The sequence below is a fragment of the Rhodococcus sp. C1 genome, from assembly GCF_020809065.1.
Lineage (GTDB): Bacteria > Actinomycetota > Actinomycetes > Mycobacteriales > Mycobacteriaceae > Rhodococcus_F > Rhodococcus_F qingshengii.
In genome coordinates this window covers 1,054,777-1,076,967 of record NZ_CP078080.1, presented here as the reverse complement: position 1 = coordinate 1,076,967, position 22,191 = coordinate 1,054,777, and the positions used below count along the sequence as shown (strand labels likewise).

The 22,191-nt window shown below is 62.4% G+C and carries 19 protein-coding genes, 1 tRNA gene and 1 riboswitch; of the genes, 8 read left to right on the top strand and 12 right to left on the bottom strand.

Annotated features, from left to right (window positions below):
- Nucleotides 1-148: 148 nt before the first annotated feature.
- Nucleotides 149-1,045 (top strand): serine hydrolase, encoded by an 897-nt coding sequence (locus tag KTR60_RS04905; protein WP_007734380.1) that lies wholly within the window; start codon nucleotides 149-151, stop codon nucleotides 1,043-1,045.
- A 71-nt stretch (nucleotides 1,046-1,116) separates the two neighbouring features.
- On the opposite strand, the gene KTR60_RS04900 is transcribed toward KTR60_RS04905, so the two are convergent.
- From KTR60_RS04900 to KTR60_RS04870, 7 genes are all read right to left on the bottom strand, one after another.
- The gene (locus KTR60_RS04900; RefSeq protein WP_058039306.1) at nucleotides 1,117-2,736 is read right to left on the bottom strand and encodes a PucR family transcriptional regulator; all 1,620 of its coding nucleotides are present in this window, start codon (nucleotides 2,734-2,736) and stop codon (nucleotides 1,117-1,119) included.
- A gap of 47 nt (nucleotides 2,737-2,783) precedes the next feature.
- Complete coding sequence (gene menC / locus KTR60_RS04895; RefSeq protein WP_228401905.1) at nucleotides 2,784-3,899, bottom strand: o-succinylbenzoate synthase; 1,116 nt, start codon at nucleotides 3,897-3,899, stop codon at nucleotides 2,784-2,786.
- A complete protein-coding gene (locus KTR60_RS04890) occupies nucleotides 3,896-4,834 on the bottom strand; it encodes a GNAT family N-acetyltransferase (protein ID WP_003945514.1) in 939 nt (312 codons plus the stop codon). Before KTR60_RS04890 ends, menC begins: the two co-directional genes overlap by 4 nt.
- Before the next feature lie 2 nt (nucleotides 4,835-4,836).
- Nucleotides 4,837-5,931 carry a M20 family metallopeptidase gene (locus KTR60_RS04885; RefSeq protein ID WP_003945833.1) on the bottom strand — a complete coding sequence of 365 codons (1,095 nt, stop codon included), beginning with the start codon at nucleotides 5,929-5,931 and terminating at the stop codon, nucleotides 4,837-4,839.
- 143 nt (nucleotides 5,932-6,074) lie between these two features.
- The gene (locus KTR60_RS04880; RefSeq protein WP_019747028.1) at nucleotides 6,075-6,932 is read right to left on the bottom strand and encodes a tryptophan 2,3-dioxygenase; all 858 of its coding nucleotides are present in this window, start codon (nucleotides 6,930-6,932) and stop codon (nucleotides 6,075-6,077) included.
- Between the two features lie 14 nt (nucleotides 6,933-6,946).
- The gene (locus KTR60_RS04875) at nucleotides 6,947-8,164 is read right to left on the bottom strand and encodes an MFS transporter (RefSeq protein WP_228401904.1); all 1,218 of its coding nucleotides are present in this window, start codon (nucleotides 8,162-8,164) and stop codon (nucleotides 6,947-6,949) included.
- 276 nt (nucleotides 8,165-8,440) lie between these two features.
- Nucleotides 8,441-9,286, bottom strand: a complete 846-nt coding sequence (locus tag KTR60_RS04870; protein WP_007734371.1) for a M55 family metallopeptidase — start codon at nucleotides 9,284-9,286, stop codon at nucleotides 8,441-8,443.
- Nucleotides 9,287-9,489: 203 nt separating this feature from the next.
- On the opposite strand from KTR60_RS04870, the gene KTR60_RS04865 reads away from it, so the two are divergent.
- Both KTR60_RS04865 and KTR60_RS04860 read left to right on the top strand, forming a co-directional pair.
- Complete coding sequence (locus KTR60_RS04865) at nucleotides 9,490-10,965, top strand: amidohydrolase family protein (RefSeq protein ID WP_003945627.1); 1,476 nt, start codon at nucleotides 9,490-9,492, stop codon at nucleotides 10,963-10,965.
- Nucleotides 10,966-11,012: 47 nt separating this feature from the next.
- Nucleotides 11,013-12,323 carry an alanine racemase gene (locus KTR60_RS04860; RefSeq protein ID WP_042449526.1) on the top strand — a complete coding sequence of 437 codons (1,311 nt, stop codon included), beginning with the start codon at nucleotides 11,013-11,015 and terminating at the stop codon, nucleotides 12,321-12,323.
- A 25-nt stretch (nucleotides 12,324-12,348) separates the two neighbouring features.
- On the opposite strand, the gene KTR60_RS04855 is transcribed toward KTR60_RS04860, so the two are convergent.
- Nucleotides 12,349-13,800: a sensor histidine kinase gene (locus tag KTR60_RS04855; protein WP_064111860.1), complete on the bottom strand. Its 1,452-nt coding sequence runs from the start codon at nucleotides 13,798-13,800 to the stop codon at nucleotides 12,349-12,351.
- Nucleotides 13,797-14,513, bottom strand: a complete 717-nt coding sequence (locus KTR60_RS04850; protein WP_007734368.1) for a response regulator transcription factor — start codon at nucleotides 14,511-14,513, stop codon at nucleotides 13,797-13,799. Before KTR60_RS04850 ends, KTR60_RS04855 begins: the two co-directional genes overlap by 4 nt.
- A gap of 372 nt (nucleotides 14,514-14,885) precedes the next feature.
- On the opposite strand from KTR60_RS04850, the gene KTR60_RS04845 reads away from it, so the two are divergent.
- The 4 genes from KTR60_RS04845 to KTR60_RS04830 all read left to right on the top strand — a co-directional run bounded on the left by KTR60_RS04845 (nucleotide 14,886) and on the right by KTR60_RS04830 (nucleotide 18,734).
- A complete protein-coding gene (locus tag KTR60_RS04845; protein ID WP_228401903.1) occupies nucleotides 14,886-16,157 on the top strand; it encodes a hypothetical protein in 1,272 nt (423 codons plus the stop codon).
- Between the two features lie 43 nt (nucleotides 16,158-16,200).
- Nucleotides 16,201-16,266, top strand: a riboswitch (guanidine-III (ykkC-III) riboswitch).
- Nucleotides 16,267-16,280: 14 nt separating this feature from the next.
- Complete coding sequence (locus tag KTR60_RS04840; protein ID WP_228402262.1) at nucleotides 16,281-16,595, top strand: DMT family transporter; 315 nt, start codon at nucleotides 16,281-16,283, stop codon at nucleotides 16,593-16,595.
- A gap of 47 nt (nucleotides 16,596-16,642) precedes the next feature.
- Entirely contained in the window at nucleotides 16,643-17,458 is an 816-nt protein-coding gene (locus tag KTR60_RS04835; RefSeq protein ID WP_003945831.1) for a hypothetical protein, read from the top strand.
- 478 nt (nucleotides 17,459-17,936) lie between these two features.
- The gene (locus KTR60_RS04830; protein ID WP_228401902.1) at nucleotides 17,937-18,734 is read left to right on the top strand and encodes a GAF and ANTAR domain-containing protein; all 798 of its coding nucleotides are present in this window, start codon (nucleotides 17,937-17,939) and stop codon (nucleotides 18,732-18,734) included.
- A 70-nt stretch (nucleotides 18,735-18,804) separates the two neighbouring features.
- Here the strand turns inward: KTR60_RS04830 and KTR60_RS04825 are convergent.
- Nucleotides 18,805-18,876: transfer RNA gene (locus KTR60_RS04825), tRNA-Thr, on the bottom strand.
- A gap of 122 nt (nucleotides 18,877-18,998) precedes the next feature.
- Between KTR60_RS04825 and KTR60_RS04820 the strand changes: the two genes are divergently transcribed.
- Nucleotides 18,999-20,426, top strand: a complete 1,428-nt coding sequence (locus KTR60_RS04820) for a threonine/serine ThrE exporter family protein (RefSeq protein ID WP_007734361.1) — start codon at nucleotides 18,999-19,001, stop codon at nucleotides 20,424-20,426.
- An 83-nt stretch (nucleotides 20,427-20,509) separates the two neighbouring features.
- Here KTR60_RS04820 and KTR60_RS04815 read toward each other — a convergent pair whose 3' ends face one another.
- Both KTR60_RS04815 and KTR60_RS04810 read right to left on the bottom strand, forming a co-directional pair.
- Nucleotides 20,510-20,758 (bottom strand): MbtH family protein, encoded by a 249-nt coding sequence (locus tag KTR60_RS04815; protein WP_003945538.1) that lies wholly within the window; start codon nucleotides 20,756-20,758, stop codon nucleotides 20,510-20,512.
- Nucleotides 20,755-22,101 carry a lysine N(6)-hydroxylase/L-ornithine N(5)-oxygenase family protein gene (locus KTR60_RS04810; protein ID WP_007734359.1) on the bottom strand — a complete coding sequence of 449 codons (1,347 nt, stop codon included), beginning with the start codon at nucleotides 22,099-22,101 and terminating at the stop codon, nucleotides 20,755-20,757. The genes KTR60_RS04815 and KTR60_RS04810 overlap by 4 nt, the downstream gene beginning before the upstream one ends.
- Between the last annotated feature and the right edge of the window lie 90 nt (nucleotides 22,102-22,191).

Sequence of the window (22,191 nt, the reverse complement as noted above, 5' to 3'; positions counted from 1 at the left end):
ACACCCCGACGCCCGGATGATTCGGCGCATCAGCACCGAACCGTGCGCCAACCTTCGTCGATTCGTACAAGACCCCCCGTCGTCGACTCACTATCGTCAGATCCACGAATAACCCAGATACATGGATACCGACGAAAGGGCTTCTCGAATGACCGAAACCGCCACGTACGTTGAGAGCGCACAGCAGGAGATCGCTGCTGTACTTGCCGAAGCGAAGACCGATGCCTACGTCCACGCACGCGACATCGATTCCGGCGAAGAGTTCGGCTACGGCGCGGACGAAGGTGTCATCCTCGCCTCCGTTTTCAAGATTCCTGTTGTGCTTCAGTACGCCCGTGAAGTAGCGGCAGGCACCCTTGATCCGACCGAGCACGCCACGGTGACCGCCGAGTTCCGCTCCGGCGGCATCGGTATCGGCGGCTGCGCCGACGACGTGACTGCAAGCTGGCGAGACCTCGCTCTGCTCATGATGAGCTTCAGCGACAACGCCGCCACGGATTTCTTGTACGAGCGTCTCGGACTCGACAACATCGTCGCAACGCTGCGCGGGCTCGGTTTGGAGAAGACCAACTTGGTCCGTGACTGCCGAGGCCTCTTCAAGACGGTCTACGACGACCTCGGCGTCGACAAGGGCACCTTGCTGGAAATGCCCCCCATCGAAATTCTTCGGACAATTTCCGTCATGGATCCCGCCCGCTCCAATTCCAGTACTCCTCGTGAGATCACAATGTTGCTGGCTGCAATCTGGAGGGATGAAGCCGGCCCCGCATCGGCTTGTGAAGAGGTCCGAACCATCATGAGCAAGCAGGTCTGGCCGCACCGCCTTTCGTCCGGTTTCCCCGACGAGGTCACTGTCGCCGCCAAGACCGGAACGCTGGGACTGGTACGAAACGAGGCCGGCGTCGTGGCGTACCCGGACGGCAAGCGTTACGCCGTCGGTGTCTTCACCAAGTCCCACGAGCTCACCCACCGCGCCCCGAAGATCGACGCCTCCATCGGAACCGTCGGCCGCATCGCTGTCGAAGCACTTCGCAACAACAGCTGATCCGAACCCACTGACAAAGAATGCGGGTCGCGCTGAGAAATCAGTGCGACCCGCATTTTTCGGCTTTCGAGCTAGCGTGGACCGCGCAGACGAAGATGCACCATCAACCGGAAGCGGACGTTGGGGTCGTCGAGATCCAACGCGGCCATACCCTTCAACTTGCTGAGGCGATATCGAAAGGTGTTGGGGTGCACGTGCAATGACGCCGCGGCGTCACCGACATCACCGAACGCGTTGAGCCACGCATCGAGAGTGTCCACGAACGAGGTCGCATGAGCGGCGTCGTGGCTGGCGATCGCCTCGATCGGTCCGAGGTCCGAGAACCCTTCGGCTGCAGCTTCCGACGCGATCTCCAACAGGATGGCATCGACGTGGACGCTACTGAAGGTGGCGACGCTGCCCGACGCTCGTCCCGCCAACAACACTTCGAGGGCATGTTCGGCGTCGCGCTTCGATCGGCTCAGCTGCGCCGGTCTGGTCACGACCCGGCCGATCCCGATGATCGTGTCGCCGGACGCTCCGGTGCGGTCCAGGAAGTCCGAGGCCACACGGAACGCCTGCAACTCGGCTTCGGCCGGGGAATGCCCTCGTACAGACAGCACCGCGTAGCCGGTTCCGTTGACCAAGGCTGCCGCCGACTGCGAGTGGACGGCGCCGAGGTGCATGGCCAGAGCGTCGGTCAGTCGCACCACGTGGGCGGCATCGTCCGGCTTCGACGATCCTTCGAAAGACCTACGACCCAAAGCCATCACGAGTGCGGGGCCGGTCCCGAGGCCGAGGCGATTCATCGCGTCGACCGCACCTGACCCACCGTCGAGAAGGGTTGCGATCAGGTCTGCGCGCAGTCGGCGCTCGGCGTCGGCGCCGCCGCGCAACCGCAACATCTGCAGCGCGATCAACCCGGCTGAATCGCGCAGAGCACGCATCCGGTCGTCGGACATCGGCTCACCGGTTGCCACCCACATGGAGCCGAGGAACTCGTCGCCGGCTCTGATGGACACGGCGATACGACCCATTTTGGTACCGAGGGTCTCGGCCGAGACCCACACCGGATCGTCGCTGCGATAGAGCCGGTCGAAGACCCCGGCCTCTTCGAGCACTCGAATGTACTGGTCAGGAACTTGCCGCTCCAGAACGGTCGCGATACGTGGACCGTCTCCTTCTTCCTGGCGGCCGGAGAAGGCGATGACCCGTGAGCTTCGGTCCTCGATCGTGATCGGCGCATCGAGAAGTGCGCTGACAGCGTTGGCGAAGGCGAACAGATCGCCGGCCGGGCCACCTCCGCGTGAGTGGATGTGCCCGACTTCGTTTCGGGCCGAGAGCACCGAATGAAGCAGGCTTGTCAGCTGAACCCACGAGACTCCACGCGCCAAGGCCAACAGCACGACGCCCGAGGCGATGACGGATTCGCGGTCCGCATCGCTGACCTCGGCGGTCACTCGCGCGACCACCACGCGTACTCCGCGCTCGGCCAGGCCGGCCACGGACTCCGCGATACGTTCGCCTCCGGTGACGCCGACGAGCAGCACCATGGAGTCCGGTGTCGAGGGTGAGTCGTCGTCGGGGTCGTGAATGACCACCGAGGCGATCTCCTGGACCGCCTCCGGGTCGCCGACAACCGGATTCAGCACCGTAGTTCCCACGTCTTCGAGAAGCCGCACCAAACTGATGCGAGGTCGTACGGTGCCCACGTCTATCACTCCTTCGTCCGGTGAACGAAGTGTGTCATAGTGATTCGTCAAAGCCGATCCATGCCGATCCATTCGACCGACGTGGTAATTGCTTCGAGCAGGTCGGGGATCGGTTCGACGCCGATACCCGGTCCTTCCGGAACCTTCACGTAACCGTTGTCGAGTACGAACGGCTCGGTGATGTCTTCGGCGAAGTACCGGTCGGAAGCCGATGTATCGCTTGGTAGGACAAATCCGGGGAGCGCGGCAAGCGCGACGTTGGCGGCCCTGCCGATTCCGGTCTCGAGCATTCCGCCGCACCACACGGCAATTCCGTTGGCCTTGCAGACGTCGTGGATACGACGCGATTCCAGATAACCGCCCACACGTCCCGGTTTGATGTTCACCACGCTGCACGCACCGATTGCCAGCGCGTCGGCGGTGACCTTCGCGGAGGTGATCGACTCGTCGAGGCAGACCGGCGTCCGCATCATCTCGGCCAGCCTGGCGTGGCCACGCAGTTCCTCTTCGGGAAGCGGCTGCTCGATCAGCAGGAGGTCGAAGTCGTCGAGCCGCTGGAGATGGCGGGCGTCAGCCAGGGTGTACGCGGTGTTCGCGTCGACCTGGAGGAGTACGTCGTCGCCGAACCTCTCGCGGACTGCGCGAACCGGCTCGATGTCCCAGCCCGGTTCGATCTTCAGTTTGATGCGCAGGTATCCGGCATCGAGGAACCCGCCTACCTCCTCTAGCAGCTCATCGATCGAATTCTTGATACCCACCGAGACACCCGCGGGTACGCGATCGACTACTGCACCCAGGTACGAAGACATGCTCGTCCCGGCAGCCCGTAACTCGGCGTCGAGAAATGCGGTTTCCAGTGCCGCTTTGGCCATGGGGTGCCCGGCGAACTGTTCCATCGTCGCGCTCAGTGCGTGCACGTCGGGATCGGTGAGTTCACCCAGAGACGGAATCAGGAACTTACGAAGGACTTCGGCGGCGCCGTCCGTGTATTCGGAGCAGTAGCGAGGCTCGGACATCGCCACGCACTCGCCCCAGCCCTCCGATTCCGAGGTGACCACCTTGACGAACAACACGTCCTTGGTGGTCTCGGTGCCGAACGAGGTACGGAACGGCGCCTTCAACGGCATTGCCGCCCGGCGTAATTCAACTCCGTCGATCTTCACGATGTAACCTCCGCTGTTGTCCTGCCTGCCTGTGTTCCCGGCGCACGGTCCAGCACGTACTTTCCGGTTCTGGTAACTGCGAGAACCACTCCGTTCTCGGCGAGCACACCACCGAGAGTCTCGCGGACTGCCAGGCGCCAGTCGTTCGCCGCCGCCGGGTCCGACTTACGCAGTGTGTACACGTCATTCGGTGTAGCCACAGTGACGAATCGATTCTTGGTCGACTTCAACACGGGCAGGCCGGCTTCGGAGATCGACAACAGTTCGCTCGCTCCCAACGACTCGGGAGTCGGGACCTCTCCCGAACCGGCGACGACGTCGGAAACCTTGCTGCTACCGATTTCCCAGTCGATCAGCAATCGGTCGCTGTCTGCGCCGCCGTTGAGACTGTCGTTCATCGGCGCGTAGAAACGCGGCAGATACTGGATCGGGAACGCACCGAGTTTCGAGACGTTGAAGTAGGCATTGCGTGCGACGAGCGGGTCGAAAGTCCACCGCACATGGAGAATTCCCCGTTCCAGTGCCCACGCTCGCTGGAACAGTTTCAACGCGAGGCCGATGTGCCCGTTCTGCACGTTCGGGAGGATCCCCGTGATGTGTGAATGCAAAGAACGATGTTGCGGTTCCTCGAAGAATGCAACCGAGCCGCCGATCAAGTCTCCACCACGAAACGCGCCGGCGACGTAGTTACCGGAGTGTGCGAGCGCTTTCATCATGTCCCGATGGACGGGAGGGTTACCGCTCTCCGGCTGCCATACCTTCTCGAACAGACCGAATACCTGTTCCAACTCGGCATGCCCGGTGACGGTTTCGATAGTCACACATGCAAGCAGGGCGGCCTGCTCGGCCTGGCTGATTGCTTGCCGCATCCGTGAAGGCGATACACCTCCGAATGGTTGAACGGTCTTGCGTTGGACATTGTTCGGCGACGTCATAGTCACAGTCCTCCCTCCAGGATTCGAGTCACCAGACCGGCCAACAAGGTGGCGCGCGGGATCATCTGATCTATCTCTACGTGTTCTGTCGCTGCGTGGGCGCCACCGCCGACGGCACCGAGGCCGTCCAACGTGGGAGTTCCTACTGCGGCAGTGAAATTTCCGTCCGATGCACCGCCGACGGCGCAGTCGCGCAGCATCCCCAAACCGCTCTCACTGCTGACCTGGTGAGCGAGAAAGTACAGCTTCTCCGAAGACACTGATTCCAGTGGTCCACGGTTGGGGCCTCCGGACACCGAAATTCGACTTTCGGCCAGCGCCGGTGTCAGTGCACGGATCGAACGGTCGATGCGTTCCTGTTCCTTCGCCGACCACATGCGAACGTCACACCACAGTTGCGCTTGCGCTGCAACAGTATTGGTGGTCGTGCCGCCACTGATCACGGACGGAACCACCGACGTTCCCGCCGCCGGGTCCGCGAGCTCCACCACGGCCTGAATCTGGTGTGCGAGCTCCACTACAGCGTTCACACCTCGTTCCGGTTCCAGTCCGGCGTGTGCAGCGCGTCCCTCGATGTCGACGCAGTACAGCGACATACCCTTGCGCGCGGTCTTCACTGCGCCGTCGGCTGCGGCTTCGAGGACCAGCACCGCGTCGACCTGACGTGCTTGCTCCTCGATCAGTGCGCGCGAGGTCGGGGAGCCGATTTCCTCGTCGGAATTGAGGAGCACGACCACCCCGTCGAGCGACGGAAGCGATGCGAGCGCGTGGAAGAGCTGGACGATGCCGGCCTTCATGTCGAAGACTCCGGGTCCGGTGGCGATGTTGTCGGTGACAGACCAGGGCAACTCCGCGAGCGTTCCGAGCGGCCAGACGGTGTCGAAATGGCCCAGGAGCATCACCTTCGGCTCCGCGCCGAACGACCAACGCAAGTGCTGGCGCCCGTCGATGCGGATACGTTCGGGGGTGCTTCCGAGGTGGCGTTCGCCGATTTCGGCCACCACGTCCGCACATGCATCGACTGCGCCGAGATCGGAACTGGGCGACTCGGCGGTTACCAACGCCGCCAGGTCTGCCACCATTGATTTCTTGTCCACTCCGACGCTCTCCTGTCACCGACTTGCAACTTCGCAGTCAAGCTTGGTCGAAGCGACCCTGTCGGATCTTGTCCAAGACTCCTGTCCTTCGGGCTCGGATTCGTCGTGTGTCACGAATAGCTGGGTGCCATCAAGCAGGTGTGTCAGGTACCGATCTCTGTTCGGGCGGCAAACAGCTCGGGAAAGAAGCTCAACTCCAGCGCACGTTGCAGGAAGCCGGCACCACCACTCGAACCGCCGGTCCCCTTCTTCATGCCGATCACCCGCAGCACGGTCCGAAGGTGCCGGAACCGCCACAGCTGAAAGCTCTCCTCGAGGTCGACCAACTCCTCGAACGCCTCGTACGCCGTCCAGTGCTGTTCGACGTTCTCGTAGATTGCTTTGACCAGCGGAATCAGCTCGTCGTTTCGCACGTAGGGCGCGCTGACGTCTCGTTCGAGAGCCGACGCCGGAACGTCGTACCCCTGCCTGGACAGGTACCGCCAGAACTCGTCGTACAGTGTCGGCTCCCCGAGCAGGGTCTCCAACAATCGATGGGCGGACGGATCCGATTCGAACACCTTCAGCATGCCCGCGTTCTTGTTTCCGAGCACGAATTCCACGGCGCGGTACTGGTACGACTGGAACCCCGACGAGTTGCCGAGAACGCCCCTGAACTCCGCATACTCCGCCGGCGTCAGTGTCGCCAACACCGACCACTGCTCGGTCAAGGTGGCCTGAATATGTTTGACACGTGCGATCCGCTTGAACGCAACCCGAATATCGTCGGCAGCGATCGCTGCTCTGGCCGCCCGAATCTCGTGGAGAAACAGCTTGAGCCACAACTCGCTGGTCTGGTGCTGAATGATGAACAAGAGTTCGTCGTGGTGTTCCGGCTCGCTCACCGGGTGCTGCGAATCCAGGAGGGTGTCGAGTCCGAGGTAGGCCCCGTAACTCATCTTCTCGGAAAAATCGGTGACGACGTCGTCTTCGATCTTTCGTGTGCCGTCCGTTGCCGACATCTTCGGTCTCCTTGTCAGAATTTCGCCGGGGTCTGCGGAACGATCATGGCCACCAATGCGGCAGCGCTCGTCGCTCCGACCAGGACTCCGAATGCAGCCATGTACGAGAACTGGTCCACCATCCATCCCATCACGAGCGGGGTGATGAAACCGGCGAACTGACCACAACCGTTGATCAAACCCATTCCGGAACCGAGGAATTCGGCCGGAAGTGCCCGCAACGGCATCGCGAAGATCGACATCGAACACAGACCGCTGATGCCTAGAGCCAACGTCTCGTAGAACGTGAACATCGCGACGGTGTCAGCGGTGGTCATCAGGAACAACAGGACTGCCGACGTGGCCATACACGGAACCAGAAGGATCCTGGCCCGGTCGTGGAAGTACTTGTCCACCAACCGCCCGCCCACAATCGTGGCCAGCGCCGTGACGATGAAGGGGATTGCGGCAAAGATTCCCGTGTCGATCAGCGAGAGTCCCTTGTCGTTGAGCAGATAACTCGGCACCCAGGTCATCAGCCCGTACGCGGACATGTTGGCCAGGCAGAACAGAATCGCGAACTTCCACACCGACGCGGACTTGAACACGGCGGCGCGAGAGTGCTCGCTCGCCAGAGGTTGCAAGGCTGCCTCGGGATCTTCCGAGATTTCCGTGTCCAGCGGTGCGGGCAGCACCAACCACACCACCGTGCCGATCACTGCGCCGACGATCGCCACCAGCCAGAACGCGTCACGCCACCCCACGGCCATGAGGACCGGCGCGATGATCAGCGGTGCGATGCCGGGGCCGAGGTTGTTGGCGCCGAGCATGAAACCCATCGCGGTCGCCCTGGTTTTCGGACGCGTCCGCTCAGCCAAAGCCTTGAACGACGCCGCTGGAAAGAGCCCCTGGCTGATGCCGAACATCGCACGCATGACCATCAGCGAGACGAGACCCCACGCGAACCCTGTCAACGCTGTGAACACCGACCACAGGATCAAAGCAACGATCAACAGGGGCCTGGGTCCGAAGCGGTCGGCCAACATTCCGCCGGGGACCTGCCCGAGCATGTAGAAGATCGCGAATACCGAGACCACGCCACCCAACTGCGTACTGCTGAGCGAGAATTCGTCGCCGATCATCGGAAGCGCAAGCCCGATCATGACGCGATCCACCATGTCGATCAACCAGATGGTACTGAGCAGCCCCACCGTAACGGTGGTCGTACGACGAATCGACTTGTTGTCCATCATTTTCCGAACCGAACCGAACCGTCGCTCGCCCGCGACGGCGCTTCCACTGTGACGCGTTCCGCCTTCATCAAGCCTCCCGAATTGTCTTGTGCCGCATGGACTGGAACATTGAAAAGACTGATGAAGTGTGACAGCGAACACGTCTACCGCATTGGTCCGTTTCACCAATAGCCGAAGCAACGTTTGGTCGGTCGGAACATGTTCTGCCCCAAGAGATGACAAATGCCGCCGGCGCACACGGCGTCGACGGCATTTCGCGATGGAGTCGCTACTTCATCACGTGCGATTGGCGACTGCCACGATCGTCGAGACGCCTGCGGCTGCAAGCCGAGCATTGACAGTGATCAGACCGAGAATGTCGTCGACGCTACCGAGTGTGTGCGAAATCGTACGATCCGAAATCCGTCGCGAGCCGGGAACAGCCTCGGCGAGTTCAGCTCCCGTGGTGGTGGGGTGAACGATCTCGAGGGTCCATTCGTCACGCAGCTCGACCGGCTTCAGTGTGTCGGCCTTACGCACTGCGCGCTCGGCTCCTGCTCGGATCTGCTCGCACGCCAGCGACGGCGGCAGCGAATTGGTTGCCGACCATCCATGTGCCTTCTTGACCTCGACGGTCTCGGTTGTCGGCGAGGCCGCGTCGACCAAGCCGCAGATGATGTCGTCACCCGTCACCAGGCCGACGGGAACGCCCTGGGTGGCAGCGTAGAGGGTGTTGACGTCGGTCTCCGAGACGGACTTGCCGTCGAGGCGGACGTCGGCGAACAAGCTCGAGAACGTGTGCGCCAGGACGCCGGGCCCACCGGCTGGTGCGTGATAGCCGACAAACAGAGCGACGTCGTGATCGGACGTCAGTCCCTCCGCCATGCACTGCATCTTCGGTGTTCCGAAGATCAGACGCGCCCGTGGATCCAGGTCGGCGTGAAGCAGATTGTCCATCGTTCCGTGGCTGTCGTTGACCAGGACGCTCGTCGCACCGGCGTCGAACGCACCGGCGATCGCGGCATTGGTCTCGGCGGTCATGAGCATCTGCGCACGGTGGTAGCCGCCACCGCCGCGGATCGTCTGATCGAGCGTCGCGATACCCGCGATACCCTCCATGTCCACCGAAATATAGACGTGCATTCCTGTCCTCCATCGATCTCAATCGGCTGAATTGATAACTTCGCTTTCACCTTCACACTCGAGCGCATCCGTTTCTTGTCCGCTCGAACGGTGAGTCGGCCTCCATTTGGGACGTTCACACCAGAATCCGATACCCGAGCCGTGAAACCATCGGGACATTCGCCGGGCCAGGCGGTTCGACCAACGACAGGAGTGCAGCGCTGATGCAGGTCCACGACATCGTGTTCACCGGCGGCCGTGTCGTCGATCCCGCATCGGGGACCGACGAGGTTCGGGGCATCGCGATCACCGACGGCAAGGTCTCGGCGTGGGGTCGCGACGCGATCGAAGCCCGGCAGACGATCGACGTGACCGGTCAGGTCATCTGCCCCGGATTCATCGACCTGCACAGCCACGGACAGGAAATCGCCGAGCAGCGACTTCAGGCATTGGACGGAGTCACGACGGCCCTCGAACTGGAAGCCGGCGTCATTCCTGTTGCAAAGGCATATGCCCGGGCCGGCGCCGAGGGCCGCCCGATCAACTACGGCTACGCGACGTCGTGGGCGCACGCCCGAATGATCGAACTCTCAGGGGCCGATCCCGACGGCGACATCAGAACGCTCCTGCACCATCTCGGTTCCCCGAGCTGGCAGGGCGAGCCCACCGCCTCTCAGCGCGCCCACATTCTCGAACTCCTCGAAAACGATCTGGCCGCAGGCGCTCTCGGCATCGGCGTGGTGGTCGGGTACGCGCCGAAATCCGATCCGGTGGAGTACCTACAGGTGGCGGATCTCGCGGCGCGAGCCGGTGTTCCCACCTATACCCATGCGCGCCCTCTCATCTCGGCCGATCCGTCGAGCCCGGTGGATGGTGCCGTCGAAATCGCCCGTGCAGCAGCCGAAACCGGCGCACACATGCACTACTGCCACGTCAACAGCACCTCGGGAATGCACGTCGACCACGCGCTGTCGGTGGTGGCACAGGTTCAGGCAGCCGGATCGCGCGTCACGACGGAGGCGTATCCGTACGGTTCCGGGTCGACGGCCGTCGGAGCTGCATTTCTCGATCCCGACAAGCTGCACCTGATGAATCTGACACCACGGTCGCTGACATTCGTACCCACCGGTGAACGTATCGCGGACCGCAAGCAGCTGGAACATCTTCGGGCCACCGACCCCGGTGGGTTGGTGCTGGTGGAGTTCCTCGACGAGAACGACACCGTGCAGCGCGAATTCCTCGAACGGGCGATGACTTTCGATCGCGCCGCCATCGCGAGCGACGCGATGCCACTGACCTGGCCCGGCCGTTCGCCTGCCGACGCATTGCAGTGGCCACTGCCGGAGAAGGCACTCGGCCACCCCCGCGGCGCCGGCACCTATGCACGTGCGATTCGTACGCTGTACCGCGAGCGTCAACTGCTGTCGCTGTCGGAGATAATCGCGCGCTGCTCGTTGATCCCTGCGCAGATTCTGGAGGAGTCGGTTCCCTCGATGGCGACGAAAGGTCGGATCAGCCCCGGTAGCGACGCGGACATCCTCGTTTTCGACCCCGAGCGAATCACCGACAACGCCACGTACATCGACGGCACCCGCCCCTCCACCGGTATCAGCCGCGTGCTGGTCGGCGGAGTACCCGTCGTCGAAGACGGTGTCGTGGTCCAGGACGCGTTGCCTGGTCGCCCGGTACGCCGCTCGTAGCCGGATCTCATTCTGACCTGCATAGTTCTGACAGAAAGTCACCACACATGAACACATCGTCTGCAATCAACGGCACAATCGATGCCATGACGGATTTCGCGAACCCCCCGATCGGTTGGCAGCACAAGGCCTTCGGCACCGACCTCGAAGGTCGCGACGGTTCCGACCTCGAGCCGCTGGGGATCTCGGCACTCGACGGCAACCTCCTGCTACCCGTGATGACACTCAACCGTGCAGCGATCGCGCACAATGTCGACCTCATGGCGCAGTTCTGCTCCGACCACGATGTGGATCTGGCGCCTCACGCGAAGACCACGATGAGCCCCGAACTGGTTCGACGGCAACTCGACGCCGGGGCTTGGGCGATGACAGCCGCAACCGTTGCGCAGGCACGCATTCTGCGTGAGTTCGGTGTGGACACCATCATCATCGCCAGCCAGGTTCTCGATCCCGCCGGTATTCGGTGGATCTGCGACGCCCAGGCCACCGACCCCGATTTCTTCGTCACCACCCTCGTGGACTCGGTCGAGAGCGTCCGCCTGATGGAACAGTTGATCGCGAAAGTCTCACCGGCCAGCCGTATCCGGGTTCTCGTCGAACTCGGCTACGACAGCGGACGCGCGGGCGCTCGCACTGTCGAGCAAGCACTCGACGTCGCACGCGCAGCATCGCAGGCACCTTCGTTGATACTCACCGGAGTCGAGGGGTTCGAGGGCATGATGCCCGGAGCCTCGGTAGCAGCCCGCCGTATCTCCGTCGATTCGTATCTCAAATCCGCGCGGGTTTTCACGGAAATCTGTGTGGCCGAGAACCTGTTCGAGAACAACTCCGCAAAGGCTCCCCAGCCACTGGTCACTTTCGGCGGCAGTGCGTTTCACGATCTGGTTGTACGCGAGCTGGCCGGCCGATGGGCACTCGACAACGGTGTACGCATCGTGCTGCGCAGCGGTTGCTACATCACTCACGATCACGGTCTCTATGCCGAAACTTCGCCGTGGGCTGACGGTCCGCGAACTCTGCAGGGAGCCGCAGAGGTCTGGGGCGTAGTGCTCTCCATACCTGAACCCGGACGGGTGATCCTGGGCTTCGGCCGCCGCGATGTCGGTTCCGACGCAGGCTTTCCCATAGTCCTGTGGCGCCGACGCGACGGATCCAACCGATCAGCGCGAGAGCTGACGATCACCGCACTCAACGACCAGCACGCGTACGTCGACGTTCCGGATGACTTCGACGTGAAGGTCGGCGATCTGCTCGGTTGCGGAATCTCGCATCCCTGCACCACATTCGACAAGTGGTCACTGATTCCCGAGGTCGATTCGGATTACCGCGTCGTCGGCACGGTGCACACCTACTTCTGAGGGGACCGGTTGCGGCAATCCGGCGTCAGTCGTCCTTCGGGTCACGCGGCAATTCGACGCGGAACGTCGTCCCCTGCCCGAGGGAGGTCTCGACGCTGACGGTTCCGTCGTGCGCTGCAACCAAAGCCGAAACGATGGACAGGCCGAGACCGGCGCCCCCGGTCTCACGGGTGCGAGAGGTGTCGGCGCGGTAGAAACGCTCGAAGATCCGCGCGGCATCCTCGTCACTCAAACCCTGACCGGTATCCGAAACCTCGACCACCGCGGAGTTCTCGGTCGTACCGACACGAACGGTGACCTGCGCATCCGGCGGAGTGTGTTTGATCGCGTTGCCCACCAGATTGGCAACTACCTGACGCAGCCTGGCCTCGTCACCATGCACTTCGGGCAGGCCTGGGCCGCCGGCCATCTGAAGTTCGACAGTTCGATCCGGTGCGATCGCTCGTGCCGCCTGTACCGAATCCGCCGCAACTGCAAGCAGATCCACAGGCTTGTTCTCGAGTGGACGCTGTTCGTCGAGTCTTGCCAGCATGAGCAGATCTTCGACCAGAAGTCCCATCCTCGACGCCTCGCCCTCGATCCGGTTCATCAGCGTTTCCGTATCAGTCATGGCGCCTTGGCGATACAACTCGGCGAACCCACGAATAGTCGTCAAGGGTGTGCGCAACTCGTGGCTCGCGTCGCCGACAAACCTACGCATCTTCTCCTCGGAACGCCGGGCCGATTCCTCCGAAGCCTCGGTCGCGGCAAATGCGTGCTGAATCTGCGCGAGCATTCCGTTGAGCGCCACGGACAGTCGACCGACCTCGGTGCGGTCATCGCGCTCCGGAACACGTCGATGAAGGTCGCCGGCGGCAATGGCAGCGGCAGTTTCCTCCACCTCGACAAGCGGACGGAGGCTCCGACGAACCACGAAATACGCTGCGCCGCCGAGGATCAGCAGGACAACCAGGCCGATGCCGAGTTGCAGGCCGACCAAGTCGTCGACGGTCTGCTCGTTATCCGTCAGTCGCACACCGATAGTCGTGGTCGTGCCGTCGCGGACCGTCGTGAGAACCCGCCAGTTCACGTCCGAACCGTCGCTCGATCCGACGGTGATCGGGCCGTTGGTGGAATCTTTCGACAGGTCGGGTTCGGTCGTCGTCGACTTGTCGTTCAGGATGATCACCCGTCCGTCCGGGGTCACGGTCCGAACGAAGAAGGGGCTGGGTGGGCGGGTGCCCGGGCCGACGTCACTGGGCGGCTGCAGATCTCTGCTGTGCGGCTTTGCCCAGCCGTCGACCGCTTCGTACAGCGTTTTGTCGGTTCGCTGGGTCAGTGAATTCTCGAGAGCAGAAGTGACCGCTACACCCGACGCCAACAGACCCAGCGCGGCCAACACCAGCAAGGCCGCAACCAGGGTGAAGCGCAGCGGCAGTGAATGGAGACGGAAACGACCCCGCTTCGGAAGCTGATCGTTTTCCGCGGCGGCGATCATTGCCGCGGTTCACGCATCACGTAGCCGACCCCACGCAATGTGTGAATCAGCGGTGTCTCCCCCGTGTCCACCTTGCGCCGCAGGTAGGAAACGTAGGACTCGACAACTCCGACCTCCCCACCGAAGTCGTAATTCCAGACGTGGTCGAGAATCCGCGGTTTGCTGAGAACCGTCCCGGCGTTGACCATGAAGTATCGGAGCAGTGTGAACTCGGTGGGCGAGAGTGCAACCAACTCGCCCTTCTTCCAGACCTCGCGGGTGTCGTCGTCGAGTTCGATGTCGGCGAACTTCACCCGCGGCGACTGCTCCGGCGCGACACCGCGACCGGCGCGGCGCAGGATGACCCGCAACCGCGTCACGACTTCTTCGAGGCTGAAGGGCTTGGTCACGTAGTCGTCCGCGCCGAGGGTCAGGCCGCTGATCTTGTCGTCGAGCGAATCCTTCGCCGTCAGAAACAGGACGGGCGCGTCCACACCGTCGGCGCGCAGGCGTCGAAGCAGACCGAAGCCGTCCATCCCGGGCATCATGACGTCGAGAACGATCGCGTCGGGACGGAATGTCCGTGCGACGTCCAGGCCTTGGGCGCCGCTCGAAGCAGTTGCCACCTCGAAACCCTGGAATCGGAGGCTCACGGAGAGCAACTCCACGATGGTGGGTTCGTCGTCGACAACGAGGATGCGGGCTTCGGGGGTCTTGTCGGTCACGAGAACCATCTTCTCCCCTGCCACTGGATTCCCGCTGTATGTTCCCTGGGAGCTTCCTGTGAACGGCCGGGTGCAGGTGAAAAGCTGACAGCAGGATCCCGGCAAGGATCCAGGCTTCGATCGGCTGGCAAGGCACACGTGACATCAGCGGATTCAGCTACTTCAACGCACTGTCGATGGAGACTGCATTCGCGGACGCTGCGGTGTGGGTCGCCGACGCAGTTCAGACAAATTTGGCCGGCTACGACTTCGTTCAGTGGCCGAGTCGAGGACGCCATCTGCTGGTTCCTCGACTTCGAGACGGGGAACCGGTGTGGATTGATCCGCACGGCGATGTGACGATAAGTCGTATCGGCGAGTTGTGCAAAAATTCGACGAATTATGCAGCAACGTAGCCCAGTTCAAATCGCTCAGCTCTACGGTCCTGTGGCGTCCGCGCTGGTCGGCGGTGTGGTAGCCGCGTACGCAGTGGCCGAGTCCCGAGTTGACGACTTCTCCTTCTCCGACGCCGGCGTTATCTCGGTGGTGATCACGCCGCAGTGGGCGGGAGCAACTGCCGCTGTGGTTGCGGCCGTCGGCGTAGCGCTACTGCATCGCTGGGGACGTGGCGGTCTCGCGAGTGTCTTCGCTGTAGTCGGCGCCCTCGCCATCGCGCTACCTGCATTCGTCCCCGTCTCCGCCCAGATTTCGGTGACTCTGAACGCAATCGGAGCAGGCGCTTTCCTCGCGGCAGCGGCATTTCCGACGAAGGGTCACCGCGGAGCACAAACCGCTCTCGGACTCGGCGTAACCACGACGACCCTGTACTTCGGCGCAGCGGACTTATGGCGCGATCGCGTCCCCAGGTGGTCGCTCACACTTCCGGGCGATTCCTACCCCGTGCCGTCCACGGTTCCCGTCTGGATTCTGCTCGCCGCAACTCTTCTCGTGGGTGGAGTCGCCGCACTCGCACGACCGAATCAGGAGCCGGGCGACATCGACGCACGCCTGGTGAAGCTGGGAGTTGTTCTGCCCCTGGTATTCACGGCTCTCTATGTGTGGTTGGGCTCGACGACATCACCTGGGTCATGGGTGATCGCGGTGGTATCGGCGGTTGCCGTTACCGTCGCACTGGCTTGGCGGTTGCCGCCACACGACGGTCGTTTCGTACTCGTCGGACTGGCAGTCAGCGCGGTTTCGGTCAGCTCGATTTCCTTTCCATCCGACTGGACCTGGGCGATGCCCGCGGGAGCTGCTGCCCTGGCGTTGGGCGTCGTCGTCGGCTGGAGAAGACCGATGCCGCAACTCGGGCTGGGACTCCTTGCCGTGACTGCACTCTCGGGATTGCTGGATGCCGCCCCGACCACGGTTGCCTACGTCCTCATCCTCCCGCTTGCGCTGGGACTGGCCGTCACGTCATGCATGCCTGTTGCCGTCGGAGCAGTCTCGAGCGGGGCGATGCTGCCCGTCGCTTTCACGTTGTTCTCGGTTTCACCGACCTTCTTGGACCCGGGCTCGCGGGAATTCGGGTGGTCTACCGGTGTGCTCGTCGAACACGGACCGGCCGCCGTGAACACGCCGATTCCTCTGACTGTTCTCGCTGCGACGGCGACGATCGTGGTGGCCGTGTCGACCATCCATCTGAAGAGAGTTCGAACGGCGGTGGTGACCTAAATCGCCAGCTGATCGGGTCGGAACGCAGAATTCTGTTGCTATGGTTGGGTGGTCAACGACGACATCCGGACGAGCGCACCGTACCCGGCCAGCGAAAAGACGGTGCCTTGGGAGCTGTTCACCATGGCATGGATCGTGCTCGTCATTTCCGGACTTTTCGAAGCTGTCTGGGCTACCGCACTCGGTAAGTCCGACGGATTCAGCAAGATGTCGCCCACCATCGTCTTCGTCCTCGGCCTGATCGTCAGTATGGCCGGCCTCGCGTTTGCAATGCGTACCCTTCCCATCGGGACTTCCTACGCGATCTGGGTCGGCATCGGCGCCGCCCTGACCGTGGGATATGCGATGATCACCGGCGCGGAGTCCACGTCGATCGTCAAGATACTGCTGATCCTGGGCATCGTCGGCTGTGTCGTCGGTCTGAAGGTCCTTCACTGACCGGCGATCCTGGTGAGTGTTTGTGTGTTACCGGTTACAGTTAACGCATGAAACTGCTGGAGATGCTCACGCTTCCCCTACGCGCGGGCATTGCAGCCGCAGAGATCAGTTTGGGAATCGCCGAGCTGACGGTCACGACAGTTCGTATCGCCGTCGGTAATACCGGCGCCGTGACGGCGGGTGCTGCCGGCTTGGCAAGCCCCCGCGGACCCATGCAGATGATCCAGCAGTTGTCATCGCTCACCGCTGACGATCGGCCCATCGGGCAGGCCTTGGCCCCCGGTGGGCCACTCGATCGACTTCTCTCTCCCGGCGGCCCGGTCGACAAACTGACTGCACCCGACGGCACTCTCGAACGACTACTCGCTCCCGGCGGACCACTCGAAAGACTTCTTGCCCCCGGCGGACCGCTGGATAGAGTGCTCGCCGAGAACGGCGCATTGGAACGCTTGCTCGCGCCGGACGGTCTCCTCGACCGAATGATGGCGGAGGACGGTCCGCTGGAACGCCTGACAGCGCAAGACGGTGCCGTCGAACGCCTGACTGCCAAGGACGGTGTCATCGATCGCGCACTGGCCGAGAACGGCATCCTCGAAACACTCCTGGCAGAGAACGGCGCCTTCGAACGGCTCATCGCCGAAGGCGGCCCGCTTGACCAGATCGTTGCACTGTCCGACACCTTGACTTCCCTCGCCCCCAACCTCGAGCGGATGAGCGCGAGCATCGAGGTCCTTCAGGAAACCGTCGGAATCCTCAGCGCTGCAGTCGGTCCACTCGGAGAACTTGCCGGCAAACTTCCCAATCGGTGGCTCAAGAGCAAGAGCGACCGCCCAGGGCCTGACCTTCCGATCGAATCGGCATAACAAACGGTTACTCCCCGATTACGCGGTCAGTTGTTGATCACGATGTTGAGGTTGATGATGATTCCGCCGAAAGTCAGGATCGTGTTGGCCAAGCCAACGGTCATTCCACTGTTCAGAGCCGCGATCAGTCCGTTCATCGTCGTATCCCCTTCACTGTCTACGGGTTACGCGTACAAGATTGTGCGCTGGCGCTGACAATAGGCCAAGTTCGTGACCTGCGCGCCATTGCGGAGAAAACTTGTACCCCGGTCGCAGTTTCCACGTTAACTGTTGCAGGACAACATAATTCCAAGATCGGCGCACTACCCGCTAACGGCCGAATCAAACATCACGATTGGGCATACGCAGTCCACTTCACATAACCGTCCGCCCCATCAGACACTTGTCCACCGAAACAGAGTGCACAACAGTTAGTCCGGTGCAACAATGAGACGAATCGGACATGCCTGCGACGTGATGGGGAAGGGTGGTTGAGACAATGACGGCGCCGCGCATCGCCAGAGGACACCGCGGCCCTACCGGGGGCCGAAATTCCGCGTCGCAGGACAGCCTGGACGCCGCCTCGGACGCCCTGCAATCGCTGTACGCGCACCTCGATCCACATGCCCAGGCCGAGCAATTTCTCGAACAAGTCTGCAGGCATGCCGTCGATCTCATCGCCGACGCCGACATGGCCGGAATTACCATCGGCGGTTCGGACACGACATTCCGAACCGTCGCCGCCACCCACCAACTTGTTCGCACCGTCGACTCGATCCAATTCCGACTGGACTACGGACCGAGTGTGACGTCGTCACGCACGGGAACCGTTGTCCGCGCACATGCCAGCGAAGCCCACAGCCGGTGGCCTCAATTCGCAAGCGCGGCAAAGGCAGTCGGCGCTGTCAGCTTCTTGTCCATGCCACTGCCTGGCCGGGAACGCCCGCTCGGAACCCTCAATCTCTACAGCCACGACCTCCGAGGTTTCACCGGCGCCGACGTGGCATTGCTCCAACTGTTCGCCGTGACCTCGGCCTACGCGCTGCACAGCTCGCAGCGCCTCGACATCGCCAGAAAGCACGCAATGGACCTCGAGCGAGCACTCGAATCGCGAGGCGTCATCGAACAGGCCAAGGGCATCATCATGGGCACCCACCACGTCGACGCCGACCGAGCCTTCCGCATTCTCATCCAGGACTCGCAGCGCAGCAACGTCAAACTGCGACTGATCGCCCAGCAGTACATCGACGGCGCGATCGACCCGCGCCAGGCTACGAACAAGCCCGAGACCAACTGAACCGGGCGCCTATCGGCACCTCAGCAAATACAGAGGCACCCACCACATTGGTGAGTGCCTCCTCTTTCGGAGCCTCCTGTCGGGATTGAACCGACGACCTTTCGCTTACAAGGCGAGTGCTCTACCACTGAGCTAAGGAGGCGAAGACCGACGCGTTGCCGCGACTGACTTTGCGGAGCCATCATATCCAAGCCGTCACGGTGGCCGCGCGCGGGTCACGTTAGATAGCGTGGGCCCCATGCGCAACTCCCACTCCGCCCCCTGATGGCGAAATTCACCGAAGTACTCACACGCCTGACGGGAAACCGGCAAGCCACCGTCGACACGGTCACGTCGGCTCCCGCACCGCTTCAACCGATCGACCTGACAGACGACGCCGTCGTCGCAGAGGTCCTGGACCTCGCGGTTCGGGTGGGCGAAGTCCTCCTCGCATCCGGAACCGCGGCCATGGACACCGCTGAGCAGGTGCAGTTCATCGCCGCCACGTACGGCCTTGCCCAGTGTGACGTCGACGTCACTTACAACTCGATTGTGCTCTCTGCCTATCGCGGCCCGACGCGACCGCCGGCGAGCACGATGCGCATCGTCCACTACCGCTCGATGGACTTCACGCGGCTGGCGGCCGTCGACCGTCTGACACGTCGTATCCGCCGTGAGGCGATCACACCGGACCAAGCGCACGACGCGCTCACAGCCATCACGACGGCGCCGCACCCGTACAACCGATGGACCGCGACCATGGCCTGGGCTGCGATGGCGGCTTCGGTCTCCGTCCTGCTCGGGGGTGGGTTCCTCGTTGCCACAGTCGCGTTTCTGACGACGATGGTCATCGATCGAGTCAACCGCGTACTGAACCGGTTCGGGTTGCCGTTCTTCTTCCAGCAGGTTGTCGGTGGTCTCATCGCGGCTGCGCCTGCCGCCACGCTCTATACATTTCAGGACCAGCTGGGGATCAGTATCCGGCCGTCGTTGGTCATCGCGGCCGGAGTGGTCGTTCTACTGTCCGGGCTGTCGTTGGTGGGCTCGGTCCAGGACGCGATCATGGGTGCACCCATTACAGCTGTCGCGCGATTCTTCGAAGTGGTGATGATGACGGGCGGCATCATCGCGGGCGTCGCAATCTCGTTGCGAATGACCGGGATGTTGGGTTCGACGCTTCCACCGATCAATGTGGAAGTCTCCACCATCACGCAGTTGCCGATCCTCATGCTCTCCGGTGCGTGTGCGTCGGTGTTCTACGCGCTCGCCTGCTACGCCGAGCGGCGTGCACTCACCGCGGCGTTCCTGGGCGGTGCGGCAGGCAGTGGTGTGTCGATCTTCGTGCAGACACTCGACGTCGGTCCCGTGATCGCCGCCGCAATCGCCGCAACCGTGGTCGGTCTTGCCGGTGGTCTGATGGCTCGCCGCGCACTGACGCCTCCGCTGGTTGTCGCGGTCGCAGGCATCACTCCGCTGCTCCCCGGTCTGTCGCTGTACCGAGGCCTGTACGCGCTGCTCAACGACCAGGTACTGATCGGATTGACTGCCTTGCTGTCGGCCTTCGGCATCGGCTGCGCCCTGGCCGCGGGCGTCACGCTCGGCGAATGGGGAGCGCGCACGCTGCGTCGTCCACGGATTCTGATGCGCGTGGACTCGCTACGTCGCCCGATGGTCCGCAAGCGCAGGCGTCGAGTTCCCGTCACCGAGAAGTAGGCGTCGTTCAAGCAGAAAGAGCTGGGCACCTGACGGTGCCCAGCTCTTTTCTGTTCACTCGGGGGTTCCGAGCGGTGAGAGAATCAGCTCTCGACTGCGTGCTTTCCACCGGCAGCCTGATCGGCTTCCATGGCCTCACGCAGGCTCTTCGGACGCATGTCGGTCCAGTTGGCCTCGACGTATTCGAGGCACGCCTTGCGGCTGTCTTCACCGAACACCACTCGCCAGCCGGCGGGGACCTCGGAAAACGTGGGCCACAGCGAGTGCTGGTCCTCGTCGTTCACCAGCACGTAGAAGCGGCCGTCTTCGTCATCGAAAGGGTTAGTGCTCATCTCGCCTCACTCGTTACGTACGTGTCTTGTGCGCCCAGACTAGCAAGCGCACCAGTTCGGTTCTGGTGGCTCAGCACCGACGCCAGAATCTCCCCCGCCCGCACTGCCACGTTCGACAGCAGCGACGACGTCAATCCGTGAGTCTGTTCTGTCCCACCCTGCAGATAGATACCGCCTGTCACGTCCTCCGTTACAGCCAGTCGATAATCCCGACTGACGTTACGCGGAACGGACGAATCCGGCACGAGTTCACCCAACAAATCGTCCAGAGGTGCCGGGGTGAAACCCGTGGCCAGAATGAGTGCGTCGCACGCCAGCGTGTCGGTCAAGCCGTCGAGATTGCTACGGACAGCCAGTTCGATGCCGGATTCGGTCTCCACGGCACTCGTGATCTCCGAGGCCCGACGCATGAACAGTCGCCGCGGCCCACGAACCATCTCCTGATATTCGGTGGCATACAGCTTGTTGATCAGTTCGATGTCGACGACCGAGTAATTGGTACTGCGGTGCAGATCGAGCAGTCGGCGTCGTTCCGCGGCGTCTGCACCGTGCAGCTGATCGACGGCTTCGGGATCGAAGATGCGGTTCGCGTACGGGCTGTCGTCTGCCGGGCTGTAGCCGTAACGGGCAAAAACACTGTGAACTTCGGCGTTCGGGTAGTTCGCGTGCAGGTAGTCCACGATCTCCGCGGCACTCTGGCCGGCGCCGAGAACGACGAACCGGTTGTGTACGGGCTCCGGCATTGCTTCGAGATGGAAGAGGAACTGGTGATTGTGGAAGCACCGCGACGAAGGCGTCGCCCACTCCGGGATCCGCTCTTTCAGTCCGGCTCCGACAACGATGTTGCGCGCGATCACCGTTTCACCGTCGGCGGTGCGAACCGCAAAGCGATCGACAACGCCGTCGGAGTTCTTGATGCCCTCGACCCCGTCGACGGTTGTACCGAACTGCACGTCCGCGTCGACTCGTCGAGCTGCCCAGCACAGGTAGTCGTTGAATTCGTGGCGCGTGGGGAAGAAGGTCTGGTGGTTGACGAAGTCGACCAGTCGACCCTGCTCGAACAGATACGAGAAGAAGCTGTATCCGCTCTGTGGATTCCGGAACGTCACCAGGTCCTTCGGAAACGCGATCTGCATGGTGGCACCGTCGAGCAGCATCCCGGGATGCCACGCGAACTGAGACTGCTTTTCGAAGAACCGCGCGTTCACCCGATCAACGGCCGCACAATTTGCATTGTGTTCTTCGACAGCAATGGCCAACGCGAGGTTGGCCGGACCGAACCCGACGCCGACGATGTCGACAATGGCAGGTTCGGCGCTGGAGTCTCTTGGTGATTCACTCATTACAGGTAGTCCATCCCCGACGGAACGACCTGGTACGGCCGCCAATCGATGTCCCGAAGTAAGTAGCAAAGGCTACCCTTAATGAGGTGA